Source organism: Celeribacter sp. SCSIO 80788 (assembly GCF_051054295.1).
Classification (GTDB): Bacteria; Pseudomonadota; Alphaproteobacteria; order Rhodobacterales; family Rhodobacteraceae; genus Celeribacter.
Map to the genome: position 1 here is coordinate 1,436,175 of NZ_CP150482.1, position 15,456 is coordinate 1,451,630.

Annotated in this window: 16 protein-coding genes; 3 read left to right on the plus strand and 13 right to left on the minus strand. The window is 61.6% G+C overall.

The genetic code is table 11. The features are described from left to right. Positions 1–120: 120 nt before the first annotated feature. Both preA and V1471_RS07265 read right to left on the minus strand, forming a co-directional pair. Positions 121–1,422, minus strand: a complete 1,302-nt coding sequence (gene preA, locus V1471_RS07260) for an NAD-dependent dihydropyrimidine dehydrogenase subunit PreA (protein WP_434287678.1) — start codon at positions 1,420–1,422, stop codon at positions 121–123. A 3-nt stretch (positions 1,423–1,425) separates the two neighbouring features. Then, positions 1,426–2,763 (minus strand): NAD(P)-dependent oxidoreductase, encoded by a 1,338-nt coding sequence (locus tag V1471_RS07265; RefSeq protein WP_434287679.1) that lies wholly within the window; start codon positions 2,761–2,763, stop codon positions 1,426–1,428. A 294-nt stretch (positions 2,764–3,057) separates the two neighbouring features. Here V1471_RS07265 and accB point away from each other — a divergent pair, with 294 nt between their 5' ends. The 3 genes from accB (at position 3,058) to aat (ending at position 5,620) form a co-directional block, all read left to right on the plus strand. Next, positions 3,058–3,546, plus strand: coding sequence for an acetyl-CoA carboxylase biotin carboxyl carrier protein (gene accB / locus V1471_RS07270; protein WP_434287680.1), 489 nt, complete (start codon positions 3,058–3,060; stop codon positions 3,544–3,546). An 11-nt stretch (positions 3,547–3,557) separates the two neighbouring features. Then, positions 3,558–4,904, plus strand: a complete 1,347-nt coding sequence (accC, locus tag V1471_RS07275; RefSeq protein WP_434287681.1) for an acetyl-CoA carboxylase biotin carboxylase subunit — start codon at positions 3,558–3,560, stop codon at positions 4,902–4,904. A gap of 77 nt (positions 4,905–4,981) precedes the next feature. Then, positions 4,982–5,620 carry a leucyl/phenylalanyl-tRNA--protein transferase gene (gene aat, locus V1471_RS07280; RefSeq protein WP_434287682.1) on the plus strand — a complete coding sequence of 213 codons (639 nt, stop codon included), beginning with the start codon at positions 4,982–4,984 and terminating at the stop codon, positions 5,618–5,620. On the opposite strand, the gene V1471_RS07285 is transcribed toward aat, so the two are convergent. From V1471_RS07285 to V1471_RS07335, 11 genes are all read right to left on the minus strand, one after another. Next, positions 5,583–6,143, minus strand: coding sequence for a DUF2155 domain-containing protein (locus V1471_RS07285; protein WP_434287683.1), 561 nt, complete (start codon positions 6,141–6,143; stop codon positions 5,583–5,585). The two genes, aat and V1471_RS07285, sit on opposite strands and share 38 nt — an antisense overlap. After that, on the minus strand, positions 6,140–6,601 hold the full coding sequence (gene mlaD / locus V1471_RS07290; RefSeq protein WP_434287684.1) for an outer membrane lipid asymmetry maintenance protein MlaD: 462 nt from the start codon (positions 6,599–6,601) through the stop codon (positions 6,140–6,142). The genes V1471_RS07285 and mlaD overlap by 4 nt, the downstream gene beginning before the upstream one ends. Then, positions 6,601–6,984 carry an NADH:ubiquinone oxidoreductase subunit NDUFA12 gene (locus tag V1471_RS07295; protein ID WP_434287685.1) on the minus strand — a complete coding sequence of 128 codons (384 nt, stop codon included), beginning with the start codon at positions 6,982–6,984 and terminating at the stop codon, positions 6,601–6,603. Before V1471_RS07295 ends, mlaD begins: the two co-directional genes overlap by 1 nt. Before the next feature lie 157 nt (positions 6,985–7,141). Beyond that, positions 7,142–8,413 carry an ATP-dependent Clp protease ATP-binding subunit ClpX gene (gene clpX, locus V1471_RS07300; RefSeq protein ID WP_434287686.1) on the minus strand — a complete coding sequence of 424 codons (1,272 nt, stop codon included), beginning with the start codon at positions 8,411–8,413 and terminating at the stop codon, positions 7,142–7,144. Positions 8,414–8,677: 264 nt separating this feature from the next. Further along, positions 8,678–9,301, minus strand: coding sequence for an ATP-dependent Clp protease proteolytic subunit (locus V1471_RS07305; protein WP_434287687.1), 624 nt, complete (start codon positions 9,299–9,301; stop codon positions 8,678–8,680). 306 nt (positions 9,302–9,607) lie between these two features. Next, entirely contained in the window at positions 9,608–10,699 is a 1,092-nt protein-coding gene (locus V1471_RS07310) for a DUF1513 domain-containing protein (RefSeq protein WP_434287688.1), read from the minus strand. A 45-nt stretch (positions 10,700–10,744) separates the two neighbouring features. Continuing rightward, positions 10,745–11,770: an imelysin family protein gene (locus tag V1471_RS07315; RefSeq protein ID WP_434287689.1), complete on the minus strand. Its 1,026-nt coding sequence runs from the start codon at positions 11,768–11,770 to the stop codon at positions 10,745–10,747. Positions 11,771–11,781: 11 nt separating this feature from the next. Further along, on the minus strand, positions 11,782–13,356 hold the full coding sequence (locus V1471_RS07320; RefSeq protein WP_434287690.1) for a di-heme oxidoredictase family protein: 1,575 nt from the start codon (positions 13,354–13,356) through the stop codon (positions 11,782–11,784). Further along, the gene (gene bfr, locus V1471_RS07325; protein ID WP_434287691.1) at positions 13,328–13,813 is read right to left on the minus strand and encodes a bacterioferritin; all 486 of its coding nucleotides are present in this window, start codon (positions 13,811–13,813) and stop codon (positions 13,328–13,330) included. Before bfr ends, V1471_RS07320 begins: the two co-directional genes overlap by 29 nt. 4 nt (positions 13,814–13,817) lie before the next feature. Further along, a complete protein-coding gene (locus tag V1471_RS07330; RefSeq protein ID WP_434287692.1) occupies positions 13,818–14,057 on the minus strand; it encodes a (2Fe-2S)-binding protein in 240 nt (79 codons plus the stop codon). Positions 14,058–14,158: 101 nt separating this feature from the next. Beyond that, on the minus strand, positions 14,159–15,412 hold the full coding sequence (locus V1471_RS07335) for an imelysin family protein (RefSeq protein WP_434287693.1): 1,254 nt from the start codon (positions 15,410–15,412) through the stop codon (positions 14,159–14,161). Between the last annotated feature and the right edge of the window lie 44 nt (positions 15,413–15,456).

Here is a 15,456-nt window from a genome sequence, read left to right on the forward strand (position 1 = left end):
AAACCCCGCGCCAAGGGATAAAGCACGGGGTTCAGTGAAGTTGTGTCCGAATTTTACCCCGACAGCGCGACTTCGGGGCCTTGGTGCTGCGCGGAAGGTTTCCCCTCCGCGCCGACTCCCTCATTCGGCGACGCAGGCCGCCACGTTGTTCGGGTGGGTCGTCCAGTTGGCATAGTCCCCCACCTTGCGGTCCGTGCGCTCATCCAGGTCACCTTTTTCAAGCGTTTTCATGGTGATACAGCCTTCGATCGGGCAAACGTTGACACAAAGGTTGCAGGCGACGCATTCGTCGTCCTTGACCGTGAAGGTCCGGTCCGCGCCCATTTCGATCGCCTGGTGCGAGGTGTCCTCGCAAGCCGCATAGCAGCGCCCGCATTTGATGCAGTCGTCCTGATTGATCACCGCCTTGGTGACATGGTTCAGGTTGAGATATTGCCAGTCGGTGACATTCGGCACCGCCCGCCCGGAAATCTCCGCGACAGAGGTAAAGCCCTTCTCGTCCATGTACTGGCTGAGACCGGAAATCATCTCCTGCACGATCTTGAACCCATAGGTCATCGCCGCCGTACAGACCTGAACGTTCGAGGCACCGAGTGCCAGAAACTCCGCCGCATCGCGCCAGGTGGTCACGCCGCCGATGCCGGAGATCGGCAGACCCGCCGTTTCCGGATTGCGCGCGATCTCGGCCACCATATTGAGCGCGATGGGTTTCACCGCCGGGCCACAATAGCCGCCATGGGTGCCTTTGCCGTCGATCATCGGCTCCGGGCTGAAGGTGTCGAGGTTCACCGAGGTGATCGAGTTGATCGTGTTGATCAGGCTGACCGCATCGGCACCGCCGCGTTTGGCGGCCTCCGCGGGGTAAAGAATATTGGTGATGTTCGGCGTCAGTTTGACGATCACCGGCAGGTCGGTCGTCTCCTTGCACCAGCGCGTCACCATTTCGATATACTCGGGCACCTGCCCCACGGCGGAGCCCATGCCGCGCTCGGCCATGCCATGCGGACAGCCAAAGTTCAGCTCGAACCCGTCACAGCCGGTTTCGGCGATGCGCGGAATGATCGATTTCCAACTGTCGGCATCGCAAGGCACCATGACCGAGGCGATCAGCGCCCGGTCCGGGTAGTCCTTTTTCACCCGCGTCATCTCTTCGAGGTTCACCTCCAAAGGACGGTCGGTGATCAGCTCGATGTTGTTGAGGCCCAAAAGGCGGCGGTCGGCCCCGAAGATCGCGCCGTAACGCGGGCCGGACACGTTGACCACGGGCGGGCCTTCCTCGCCGAGGGTTTTCCAGACGACCCCGCCCCATCCGGCCTCGAAGGCGCGGCGGACGTTGTATTCCTTGTCGGTCGGCGGCGCGGAGGCCAACCAGAACGGGTTCGGGCTTTTAATGCCGCAAAAAGTGCTCGTCAGATCGGCCATGGCTCAGCCCTCCATCAGCTTGGCGTGGATGTCTTCTGCGGCGTCGCGGCCCTCGGCCACGGCCGTCACGGTCAGGTCTTCGCCGCCCGAGGCGCAATCGCCCCCGGCCCAGACGCCCGCAATCGAGGTCCGTCCCACGGCATCGACCGCGATCTTGCCCCCTGTGATCTCGATGCCCTCCGGCGCACCGTCCAGCGTCTGACCGATGGCTTTGAACACCTGATCGGCAGGCAGTCGGAAGGTCTCGCCCGTGCCCTTGAGGCTGCCGCCCTCTTCCGAGGTGTATTCGAATTCAACCTCGACCACGGTGCCGTTGCCGTAGACCCCCACAGGTGCGGCGTTGTAGAAAATCTGCACGCCTTTCGAGGTCGCAAGATCCTGTTCGTACTCAGACGCGGACATGCGCGCCCGGCCCCGGCGATAGACCATGGAGACGTTCTGCGCACCCAGAAGTTTCGCCTGAACGGCGGCATCCACGGCGGTCATACCACCGCCGATCACCACGACATTGCGCCCGACAGGCAGTTTCGACAGGTCCTCGGCCTGACGCAGTTCGGAGATGAAATCCACCGCATCCAGAACGCCGCCCTTGTCTTCGCCCTCGGCCCGAAGCGCATTGACGCCCGCCAAACCGATCGCAAGGAACACCGCGTCATACTCGGCCTTCAACGCGTCGAGCGACAGACCATCGCCCAGCTTCTTGCCATTCACAACGGAAATCCCGCCGATCTGCATCAGCCAGTCGACCTCTTTCTGGGCATAGCCATCGGGCGCCTTATAAGAGGCGATGCCGTATTCGTTGAGACCGCCGGATTTGGGACGGGCGTCGAACATGGTCACGTCATGGCCCTTCATCGCCAGACGATGCGCCGCAGACAGCCCCGCGGGCCCCGCGCCCACCACGGCCACCGTCTTGCCGGTCGGCTCGGCGCGGGCAAACGGATGCACGCCCGCCGCCATCAGCGTATCCGTGGCGTAGCGTTGCAGACGACCGATTTCGACCGGCTTGCCTTCGGCCACTTCGCGCACGCAGACCTCTTCGCAAAGCGTCTCCGTCGGACAGACGCGGGCGCACATGCCGCCGAGGATGTTTTGTTCGAAGATCGTCTTCGCCGCTGCTTCGGGCGTTCCGGTCAGGATCTGACGGATGAACAAAGGCACGTCGATCGATGTCGGACAGGCGGTCATGCAGGGCGCGTCGTGACAGAAGTAACAGCGATCTGCGGCGACCAGCGCCTCGTGATGATCGAGCACCGGGTGCAGATCGGAAAACTGCGCCGGATAGCTCTCCTGAGGCAGGCGCCCGGGCTGGATACCGGGCGTCAACGGCGTATTGGACATAGGGCTTGCTCCCTGTTGGCTTGCTTTTGTTGTGATTCACCGTGACAGCGGCATAAATTTTATCAAGCGGTAAAATTTAGACCCGGTCATTTTCGGTCTTTTCCGAAAGCCCACGCCACATAATGATGCGCAAGCGCCCAAAACATGGGCAGAGTTTGCCTCACCACAGCGACATCCCCCCGCGAAATCGGGTTTTCACGCAACGTCACAGGGCCTATATACGGAGGACAGAAAAGACCAAACCGGGCCCACGAGAAAACAAGAACCGGGCGGGCCATAATCCGAGTGGAACATATGACAAAGCAAAACGACGCCGACGTGGCTTTCATCCAGGCGCTTGCCGAACTCCTCAGCGCCAATGATCTGACCGAACTCGAAGTCATGCGTGAATATGGCGACAACGACAGCCTGAACGTCCGCGTGAGCCGCGCCGCTCCGCAGGCCATCGTTCAGACCGTGGCCGCCCCGGCCGCCGTGGCCGCAGCCCCCGTCGCGGCAGCCCCCGTTGCCGCCCCCGCAGCAACCAACGCCCCCGACCCGTCCGAAGACCCGAACGCCGTCGCCTCGCCGATGGTCGGCACGGCCTACCTGTCGCCGGAACCGGGTGCCGCCTCTTTCGTCAAGGTCGGCGATCAGGTTTCCGAAGGCCAGACGCTTCTCATCGTCGAAGCCATGAAAACCATGAACCACATTCCCGCGCCGAAATCCGGCACTTTGAAGCGTATCCTCGTGGATGACGGCCAGCCGGTCGAATTCGGCGCGCCTTTGATGATCATCGAATAAGGGCCATCCCGATGTTCGATAAAATCCTCATTGCCAACCGTGGCGAGATCGCCCTCCGGGTGATCCGCGCCTGTCGCGAGATGGGCATCCAGTCGGTGGCCGTGCATTCCACCGCCGATGCGGACGCGATGCATGTGCGCATGGCCGACGAGGCCGTATGCATCGGCCCGAATGCTTCGGCCCAGTCCTACCTGAACTTTCCGGCGATCATCGCAGCCTGTGAAATCACTGGCGCACAGGCGATCCACCCGGGTTACGGCTTCCTGTCGGAAAACGCGGCCTTCGTGCAGATCGTCGAAGACCACGATCTGACCTTCATCGGCCCCTCCGCCGAGCACATCCGCCAGATGGGCGACAAGATCACCGCGAAAGTCACCGCTGAAAAGCTGGGCATTCCGGTCGTTCCCGGCTCCAAAGGCGGCGTGCCCGATGTGGACACCGCCAAGAAAACCGCCAAAGAGATGGGCTATCCCGTCATCATCAAGGCAACCGCCGGTGGCGGCGGGCGCGGCATGAAAGTGGCGCTGAACGAAGCCGAGCTTGAAGTCGCCTTCCGCACCGCGCGCTCCGAAGCGAAAGCCGCCTTCGGCAATGACGAGGTCTATATGGAGAAATATCTCCAGAAGCCGCGTCACATCGAGGTGCAGGTCTTTGGCGACGGCCAGGGCGGCGGCGTGCATTTGGGCGAGCGCGATTGTTCGCTCCAGCGTCGGCACCAGAAAGTGTTCGAAGAGGCCCCCGGCCCCTGCATCACGCCCGAAGAACGCGCCCGCATCGGCGGCATCTGCGCCAAGGCCATCGCCGAGATGGGCTATAAGGGCGCGGGGACCATCGAATTCCTCTACGAGGATGGCGAGTTCTATTTCATCGAAATGAACACCCGTCTTCAGGTGGAACACCCGGTGACCGAGGCGATCTTCGGTCAGGACCTCGTGCGCGAACAGATCCTCGTGGCCTCCGGTGAGAAGCTCTCCTTCTCGCAGGACGACCTGAAGATCAACGGTCACGCCATCGAAGTGCGGATCAACGCCGAGCGCCTGCCGAACTTCGCACCCTGCCCCGGCAAGGTGACGCAATACCATGCGCCGGGCGGTCTGGGCGTGCGGATGGATTCGGCGCTTTATGCCGGCTATACCGTGCCGCCCTATTACGACAGCCTGATCGGCAAGCTGATCGTCCACGGTCGCGACCGGGACGAAGCTCTGGCGCGTCTCAACCGCGCGCTCGGCGAGCTGATCATCGACGGGGTCGAGACGACCGTGCCGCTGTTCCATGCACTGTTGCAAAACAAAGACATCCAGTCGGGGGATTACAACATCCACTGGCTGGAGAAATGGCTCGCCGCGCAATTCGGCTGAGACCTGTCGCATCAGACCAAAGGCCGCCTGTTTAGGCGGCCTTTTCTTTTGCCCGAAACCCGGTCACATTCGCGGCCATGAACCACGTCGAACTCACCCCGGAGCTGATCCTGCAAGCCTATGCCAATGGCGTGTTTCCCATGGCCGAAAGCCGCGAGGACGAGAGCCTGTTTTGGGTCGATCCGAAAGAGCGGGGTATCCTGCCGCTCGATGGGTTTCACATCTCCCGCTCGCTCGCGCGCCTGATCCGGCAGGAGCGCTACCGGGTGACGCTCAACCGCGATTTCGCGGGCGTAATGGAGGGCTGCGCTGACCGGCCGGAGACCTGGATCAACGCCACGATCTTCGATCTCTACGGCGAGCTGCACGACATGGGCTTCGGCCATTCCGTCGAGTTATGGGAAGAGGACCGCCTTGTCGGTGGCACCTATGGTCTGGCGCTCGGCACGGCGTTTTTTGGCGAAAGCATGTTCTCGCGCGTGCCCAGTGCCTCGAAGATTGTGCTGGCCTATCTCGTGGCCCGGCTGCGCCTCACCGGATTCACACTGTTCGACACGCAATTCCTGACCGAGCATCTCGCCAGCCTCGGCGGCATCGAAATTTCTCGCGCCGATTACCGCGCAAGATTACACAAGGCCTTGGAAAAGCGTGCGGATTTGACCGCACTCCCCGCCCCGCTCACTCCTGAGCTTGTTCTGTCGGAATGTCGCAGGTGAGCGGCCAGATGTCGTACCGCGGGTGATCCATGGCGTTGAGCGCAGGCGAGGACGCGATCATCCAGCCGGAAAACACCGGGGCCTCGATGCCTTGGGCGCGCACCACCAGATAAGCATAGGCATTGCCCGAGGGGTTGTCCGCCGGGTAACGACAATCACCCAAGAACACCTCGATCCGACCGAATGTGGCGCTTCCGCCGGTTTCCAGCGTCAGATCCTTGACCGCGCCAGTAAGCTTGTCGAGCGCCCGCACCGTCGCCCCGGAGGAAGAGACGACATGTTCCTGTATCTCGGTGGTAATGTCGCGTAGTTCCTGCTGGAAATCACCGTTCGGCAGGTTTTGCAGATCCTCGAGAGACAGCCCCCCCGTGCCGAACCCACCGACATTATCGCCCTCGTCGAGCGGCTGGATGGTGATCTGATCAAGCCCGGTTTCGAGATCGTCGTTAAACCCGCCCTCCTGCGCCAGCGCAGGCGCGCCCGCGATCAGAACTACGCTCAAAAGCGCCATCAGCCGGGTCATTCCGCACTCCCCTCATCACTGCCCGTGACGAATTTCAGCAAAAGGTTGATCAGGCTGACCGAGCCCTGCGTGTCGGCGATCACCTGACCGTCCTCGAAATTGAACATCGAACCGCCCGGCACCAGTTCGACGAAATTGCCGCCCAGAAGCCCCTCGGAAGAAATCATAGCCGCCGTGTCGTCGGGCAACAGCACATCGCCGTCGAGCGTCAACTGCGCCTCGGCGCGAAACGTGTCGCGGTTGAGATCGAGCCCGGACACCGTGCCGACCTTGACCCCCGCCAGACGCACATCCGTGCCGGTGGAAATCCCCTCCGCGGAGCGGAAAGAGGCGGTCAATTTGTAGTGATCGGGGGCGGAGGCACCAAAGCCCGTGACCTGTCCGGCGTAGACCAGAAAGCCAAATGCGAGCGCGATGACGCCCGCACCGACCGCGACCTCTGTCGGATTCTCAGCCATTATTCCGGCTGCCAAGCCTCGTAGTCACGCCGCTCGACAGGCTGAGCGCGACGGATGGAACCGGCGGGCGCATAGGCCGCAGGCGTGCCGGTCAGGTTCTCGACATGCTCTTTTTCCCACGGTTTGTGGGCGAGCGGGGCGTGACCGGGGTGGTTCGCGAAGGTGTGATGCAGCCAACCATGCCAGTCCGGGCTGATGCGGGAGGCTTCGATTTCGCCATTGTAGACCACCCAGCGGCGGGTGTCGTCTTCGTTGCGGTAGAATGTGTTGCCCTGAGCGTCCTCGCCGACTTTCACGCCGTGACGCCATGTGAAAAATTGGGTGCCGATGGTCCCGTCTTTCCACCAGATGAGAGAGCGCAGAGCCGTGTTCAAAATCCCCATGACGTCGTCACCTTTCGAATGTCGCTTGGTCTTTCTATGAACCATCCGGGCGCGGAGGTCCAGAGGGCAGCGCCACGCCTTGCGGGTTTTCGAGACGGCCCGCCCCGCCAAAGCAAAACCCCGCCGATGAGGCGGGGCTTCAGATCGGTCAACCGGTTCAGGACGCGGTCGCTTCCTTGCTCTTTTCCTCGTCGGAATAGATCATCAGCGGCTTCGCAGGCGAGATCACCGCCTCCTCGTTGACCACCACCTCGGTCACATTGTCCATGCCCGGAAGCTCGAACATCGTGTCGAGAAGGATGTCCTCGAGAATGGAGCGCAGGCCGCGCGCACCGGTCTTGCGTTCGATGGCGCGCTTGGCGATGGCGGTGAGCGCCTCCTCGGTGAAGGACAGTTTCGCATCTTCCAGTTCGAACAGGCGCTGATACTGTTTCACCAGCGCATTTTTCGGCTCCGTCAGAATGGTGACAAGCGCGTCTTCGTCGAGATCTTCGAGGGTGGCGAGCACCGGCAGACGGCCGACGAATTCCGGGATCAAACCGAATTTCAGCAGATCCTCGGGCTCAAGCTCTTTGAACAATTCACCGACGCCGCGGCTGTCGTTGTCCTTCACATCGGCACCGAAGCCCATGGCCGTGCCCTTGTTGCGCTGCGCGATGATGCGGTCGAGACCGGCAAAGGCCCCGCCGCAGATGAACAGGATGTTCGTCGTGTCGACCTGAAGGAATTCCTGCTGCGGATGCTTGCGCCCGCCCTGCGGCGGCACGGAGGCGACGGTGCCTTCCATGATTTTCAAGAGCGCCTGCTGCACCCCCTCGCCCGACACGTCGCGGGTGATCGAGGGGTTGTCGGATTTGCGGGTGATCTTGTCGACCTCGTCGATATAGACGATGCCGCGCTGTGCGCGCTCGACGTTATATTCGGACGCCTGCAACAGCTTGAGAATGATGTTTTCCACATCCTCACCCACATAGCCCGCTTCGGTCAGCGTGGTCGCGTCGGCCATCGTGAAGGGCACGTCCAGGATGCGCGCAAGGGTTTGCGCCAAAAGCGTTTTCCCGCAACCGGTCGGGCCGATCAGCAGGATGTTCGACTTGGCAAGTTCGATGTCCCCCGCACCCTTGGCAGCGTGGTTGAGACGTTTGTAATGGTTGTGTACGGCGACCGAGAGCACGCGTTTGGCGCGCGCCTGTCCGATCACGTAATCGTCGAGCACCTGACAGATGTCCTGCGGCGAGGGCACGCCCTCAGAGGATTTCAGGCCGGAAGTCTTGGTCTCTTCACGGATGATATCCATGCAAAGCTCGACGCATTCGTCACAGATGAAAACGGTCGGACCCGCAATCAGCTTGCGCACCTCGTGCTGGCTCTTGCCGCAGAACGAGCAGTAGAGCGTATTTTTGCTGTCGCCACTGGACGAATTGCTCATCACATTCCCCTGAGCCCGGACGGGCTCTCTAACGTTGCCTCTCCGACCGGTGCGACCCGGACGGGTATTCTCGTCACGGCTCAGGTCCCCTTGAGCCGCAGGCCTCCCGAAGGGAGACCGAATTTCGCATCTGTCCCGAAACTGTAGGACAGCGGTTTTTCAGGCACAATGGCAAAATCCCATTCGCCTTAATCACCGCGCCTTGACGGGCGAAGCGCGCCGGACTGTTTCAGCCCGCCGCGCCATTTGTTTTCAAAGCCCGTCTCAGTCCTCGACCGGCGCGCGGCTTTCGACGATCTCGTCGATCAGGCCGAACTCTTTCGCATCCTCGGGCGACATGAAATTGTCGCGCTCGAGTGCGTTGACCACGGTGTCGATGTCCTGACCGGTGTGTTTGACGTAGATCTGGTTGAGGCGATCCTTGAGCTTTTGCGTCTCTTGCGCGTGGATCATGATGTCGGTCGCCTGACCCTGATAGCCGCCGGAGGGCTGGTGGACCATGACGCGGGAGTTCGGCAGCGAGAAGCGCATGCCTTTTTCGCCGGCGGTCAGCAGAAGCGAGCCCATCGAAGCCGCCTGCCCCATCACCAGCGTCGACACCTTCGGACGGATGTATTGCATCGTGTCGTAGATCGACAGGCCGGAGGTCACCACGCCACCCGGGCTGTTGATATACATGGCGATTTCTTTTTTCGGGTTCTCGGCCTCAAGGAACAAAAGCTGAGCACAGATCAGCGAGGACATACCGTCATGCACCGGGCCGTTCAAAAAGATGATACGCTCTTTGAGGAGCCGCGAAAAAATGTCGTAAGCGCGCTCACCACGGCTCGTCTGTTCGACCACCATGGGAACGAGGGTGTTCATGTAGGTATCAATCGGATCTTTCATCGGGCCCTGCCTGTTGTGTCATCTGATGTGTTAGCGCGGAAGTGTTACCCGAGTCTTAGTGTTGGACCGGGGGGGCTGCAAGAGCGCCTGCGCTTTGGGCGAAATCCATTGCGGACCGTGGCGCCCCCGGACACCGGAGCCGCCCCTGTGCATACGAAACATAATATTTTATAAACAAATACTTAATCGGACCAGACGGCACCAGAGACGCCCCCGGACACAATTGCTTGCGTCCGGTGTTGCCGGTTTGCCTCAAATTTGGACAAAATTTTTGTAAAATTTTATCGACCAGATCCGACACCCTGTTCAGGCCGCCAGCTCCGGAAGCGCCACGAGGTGATTGTCCCACGCGAGCCCCGGAACCGCATTCAGAGGCCGCATATCCTCTTTCATCGCCAGAAGCGCGCCAAACCCGTCGGAACCGAGATAGCCATCGCCCATCGGCGCAAGCCCGCAGACATCGCCCCGCACCACAGCCCCGAGGAAATTCCCCTCGGCATCAAACCGGTGAATGCGCCCGCCCCGCGGCGAGCTGATCGCCACCTCGGTGCCATCGCCGGAATGCGACACCGAACCCGCATAGCCCTTCATCGCAAATTGCTCGCCCAGATCGGCCTCCGCCAGAACAACCGCCTCGCCCCGCCGGTGCAGCCCCAGCAAAGGCACGGTTTCGCTCTCGTCGCCTTCCCACTGCATGGCAAAGGCGACCTGCTCGTCGGGGGCAAGCGACAGGTGGCGGATCGAGTTCTGATGCAGCTCGGGTGCCAGAACATGTTTCTCGACCAGCGCATACTCCGGCGAGAGATAGACCAGCGATGGCTCCATCACGTCGATGTTGAGTTTCTGCCGCCCCTCGCCAATCGCCGGATGAGTGAAAATCCCGCCATTCGCGACGACAAGCGTGCCGTCCGAGAGCTGCTTCACATCATGCGGCCCGAGGCCATGGGTCGGCACTTCCGCGACGCGAGCATAGTTCTTGCGCCGGTCCCAGATGCCCAGAATGCCGCGTTTCTCGGCATAGTGGTTCTCAGGCGTCAGCAACAGATCGCCATTCTCGACGAACAACCCATGCCCCATGAAATGCCGCCCCTCGGGCGCGTCCAGCCGGTGGGTGATCCGCCCGGTAGCGCAATTGACCACCACGGCGAAAGTGCCGGGGCGACGAGCAAAGGCCACAGCCTCGGGTTTCAGCGGGTGGGCGGCGGCGGCATGTCCGCGGGCCGGGAGCGGTGCACGGAACAGAATTTGCGCCTGCGCATCGAGCCCGTAGAGCGCGTAATCGCCGGAGGCATCCCTGGCCGCGCCAAGATAGGCGGGAGATCCGGCATCGGCCCAGCTCAGGCGCGGAACGACGGTTGCGGCCAGCGCGGCTTTGAGGAAGGTACGGCGTGAAGTCATGGTCTGTTATCCAGTATCTTTTTGTTTTTGTGTCAGTCGGATCGATCAGTCGCCATCGGAGGCGTTGAACCCGGCGGAAACCCCCAGCGGCGCGCCGACCTCATTGGCGAGATGGCCAAGGATCGTATCGATGTTCTGACCGACGATCTCGACCTTGAGCCGTCCCATCGGGTCCTCGACGCCAGCGAAATCGGGATCGTCCAGCTCCTCCACCAGCGCGATGGTTTTCTCGAACGCCGCCTCGCTGAGCGGCATCTCACCCGGCGCGAGTTTGCGCGCCAGATCGCGAGTTGCCATCAGGATCAGTTCCACGTTGCGCTGGGAACGCTCGGAGCGATAGGCCTCGGCCCGCGTCGGGCGCGGTTTCTCGAACGTGCCGATGGGTCGTCCGATACGCTGATCGCGGGTCACTTCGAGCGACGAGGTGAGCATGGTATAAAGCGCCTGAACGCTCTCAGCCTTGCTCAGGTAAAGCGGATGCGGTGCCTCACCGGCCAGCAACAATGTCTGGGCAAACCCATCGGGCGCGGTCCATTCCGATTTGATCGCCGCCGCCATACGGTGCAGGTCATGAGAAATGGCCTGTACGAGATGACACGAATAACTGTCCTCTGCGTAACCATCGAACTGAGCGTCATACAGCATGTATTCAAGTGCGAAGAGCCCGCGCACCGCGATCGAAGCCGTGGCAAATTCCGCCGGGTTTTCGATCACAGGGTCCTCGTCGGCGATATAGCCCGACAGGGTGCGCGGGATCAGGCCCTTTTTGTCCGGCCAAAAGGCAATGGCAAGGATGCGCCCATTGGCCTCGACCGGCCCCATATGCAGATGCTGAAGCCCCATCCACGCGTCGAACGCCTCGTTATAGGCGGGTTTCACCGCCTCGGGCAAACAATCGTCCCCCGCCACATCGGCGAGAAGCGCCGTCGCCACGTCGAAATGATCCACTGCAGGCACGGTATGGTCGTTGACCGCCCGCGTCAGGGCCTCATTGAGCGGATCGGCAGCCAAAGGGGCGGCCAGAGGCGCGGTCAGCATGAGCGGGAAACAGAAAGCGGCCAGTTTGCGCATTGGGTGCTCCTTCAGAGGCTTTCAAGAAAACGGATAAGGGCAGCGCGGTCCTCCGGCGGCATCTCCACCACGGTGTCGCGCGCAGATTGCGCCTCGCCCCCGTGCCAGAGCACCGCTTCCAAAAGACTGCGTGCCCGTCCGTCATGCAAATAGGTGGTATGCCCTGAAACGCGCGCCGTCAAACCGATCCCCCACAAGGGCGCAGTGCGCCATTCGCGCCCCGTTGCGCGAGCTTCGGGACGATCGTCCGCCAGCCCCTCGCCCATGTCGTGCAGCAAAAGGTCGGTATAGGGCCAGATCAACTGAAACGACTGCGGCGCATTCTCTGCGCCTTCCAGCCGGGCGGTGACATATTTCGGCGTGTGGCAGGCGGCACAACCGGTGTCGTGGAAGATTTCTTTGCCGCGCAAAACCTCCGGGTCGTCCATATCGCGCCGCGCGGGAACGGCGAGGTTGCGGGCATAGAAGGTCACCAAATCCATGCCGGTCTGGTCAATCTCATCGCCCCGCGCATCGCCTGCGCCATTGGGGGCATTGAGGCACGCGACCTGCTCAGGCGTGCAATCGCCCGAAGGCTCGGGGAAGAGCGGCGAGGAAATCCCGATGTCGGCGTGAAAGGCGGCGGCGGATTGTTCTTCGACGGTCGGCTCACCGGCTTTCCAGCCAAACCGACCCAACATCACCTGATCGTAACGCTTCGACCAGACAAGGTTCGGGCGGCCAGAGATGCCATCTCCATCGGCGTCGTCAGGGTCGGCATGTGCGAGAATATCCTCCGCCGGGATCGCCTCCAAAAGGCCCAGACCGATCATCTGATTGGCGACGCGCGGAGAGATTTGCACCTCTTCCGGCAGCGCTCCAAAAGCAGGATTTGAAATCGAATACAAGGGCTTGCGCAGCGTGATCACCTCACCAGCCGAAAGCGAAACGGCAATCTCCTCATAGGAAATCTCCATCCGCCCCTCGGGGGCGAACCCGGCCAGCGACAGGTCCTGCAACTGGGAGCCATAGCCCGGCAGCGGGCGCGTGCGTTCCGTCGCCTCCGCGCCGTCGAGATCGGCCAGATAGGCCTCAAGCGCGGTCAGCGGCGCATCTCCCGCAGGCGCAGAAAGCCGCAGGAACATCGAGGTCCGATCGTCCTCCGCGTGCTCCGGCGGATGGCCGCGCCCGTCATTGACATGGCAGCGCTGGCAGGAGCGCGCATTATAAAGCGGCCCCAGCCCGTCGGAGGCCTTGGTCGACGAGGGCGACGAGACCCAGAGCTTGGCAAAAAGCGCATTGCCCAGTTCGAAATCGAGCTTGGACTCAAACGGCAGGGTCGCAGGCGGCAGGGTAAAGACCGTGTCGTCACCCGGATCCGCCACAGTGCCCGCCCCGCCCGGTCTGCCCTCAAACGCCTCGGGGGCTGTGAACTCCGTCGCGGGCGTGGTGATGGCGGCAATCCGTGCACGCTCGTCTTCCGTGCGCGGCACAAAGGGCAGATGCAGATCGGATGTCGGGAGGGTTTCGGCCAGCGCACCCTGCCCCATAAGGGACAGGGTCACCGCCAAAGCGGCCTTATTCGGCTTCGTCCATCGGGGCTGCATTGAGCAGCGCATAGCCTTGCTCGCCAAGACGGGCGTAGAGGTCGAGCTGGGTTTCGAGAAAATCAACATGGCCTTCCTCGTCGGTGATCAGCTCTTCGAAGAGGTTCTTCGAAACCGTATCGCCAACAGATTCGCAATAGCTGCGCGCCTCACGATAGAGTGTGAGCGCGTCGTGTTCGCCCGCCAGATCCGCTTCCATCGTCTCTTTCGGGGTTTCGCCGATCCGGAGAGGATCGAGTTTCTGGAGGTTCGGGTGACCTTCAAGGAAGAGAATACGCGCGATCAGCTTGTCGGCGTGGTTCATCTCCTCGATGCTTTCCTCGCGCGATTTCTTCGCCATCTTCGTCAACCCCCAGTCTTCCTGAAGCCGGAAATGCACCCAATACTGGGAAATCGCGGTCAGTTCGGAACGGAGTGCTGCGTTCAGGTACTCGATGACCTTCGCGTCGCCTTTCATGAGCTTATCCTCTTTTCATGCGGTGTTTTTTGAGCCCGCGCAATTCGGCAGGCACCACGAGATTATCATTCTCACGCATGGTGGAAAGGAAAAGCGACATACAGCCACCGCAATCGGGCTTTTTACCCAAAGCGTGGTAAATCTTGCCCGGGGTGATGATCGTCTCCGGGTCGGAGGCCCGCATCCAGTCGATCGCGGCATGAATGTCGCGGTCAGAGATGGAATTGCAGGAACAGACGATCATGTGTGCCTCCGGTAATTGTGCAAAAGGACTGCTCGACAGGTTTGCCCCTGCCATGAAAGGAACAGGCCGGAAGGAGGTCGCCCCCGGCCTGTCCTACAAAATTACTGGAAGACGGCTTCCGGGTTGTCGAGGCTGTCGGAGCCTTCGACCTCGATCTCGGACGCCGTAAGCACGGTCACCGCGCGTTCGATCTCGCGGGTCTGCGCCACAAGCGCGTCCACCGCCGACATGATCAGCTCTTCACCGGCCTCGTTGCCACGACCCAGCATCTGGTCATAGGAGAACCCTGCCTCTGCCGCCGCCTTGATCTGGCCCAGCTCAGCCACGGAATGATCCACGGCAGCGGTCAGATCGGCGGCCAGAGCCGGGTCCTTCGCAGCCAGAAGATCCTGAAGGCTCTCGCCTTTCACCAAGGTCCCGTCCACACGCACATATTGCCCGGTGTAGACATTGTGGATGCCCACGCCGTCATAGAAGTGCGAGTTGTGGGTGTTGTCGGAGAAGCAATCGTGCTCTTCCTCCGGGTCGTTCAGCATCAGGCCGAGCTTCATGCGCTCGCCCGCCTGCTCGCCATAGGACAACGAACCCATGCCGGTGAGCATCGCGGTTACACCCGCCGCCGGATCGTCCACGACCGCCGCCCGTGCTTCGCCACCTTCGGACCATTGCGCCACCATATATTCCAGATCGGAGACCAGAAGTTTGGAGGCGGCCGTCAGATATTGCGCACGACGGTCGCAATTGCCGCCGGTGCAATCGTCGCCGGTCAGGTAGTCGGTGTAGGACCGCGTACCCGCGCCGTGATCGGTGCCGTTCAGATCCTGGCCCCAGAGCAGGAATTCGATGGCGTGATAGCCGGTGGACACGTTGGCCTCGACCTCATCGGCCTCATGCAGCGTGTCGGCCAGAAGCTCCGGCGTGATCTCGGTCGCATCGATTTCTTCGCCGGAGATTTCGAATGTCGGATTGGCGATGACGTTCAGAACCGCCAGCGGGTTTTCGTCGGTCGCTTCGCCGTAGGACCCGTCGACATAGTCGATCAACCCCTCGTCGAGCGGCCATGCGTTCACCTTGCCCTCCCAATCGTCGACGATCGGGTTGCCGAAACGGAAGACTTCGGACTGCTGATAGGGCACACGCGCCGCGATCCATGCGGTTTTCGCCACCAGAAGCGTGTGCTCGGACGGGTTGGCGATCAACTCGGCGATGGCGGCGTCCAGCTCCTGCGCCTTGATCAGCGCGTCGCCATAGGTGGCTTCGGCGATATTGGCATAGTTGGTCACCACTTCGGCTTCACCCGCAAAGGCTGCGGCAGGCAAGGTAGCAGCGATCATAGCCGTCATCATACGTTTCATCAGGTCTTGTCCCTATTCTCGCATCCGCAGCCATTGGCGCGGAC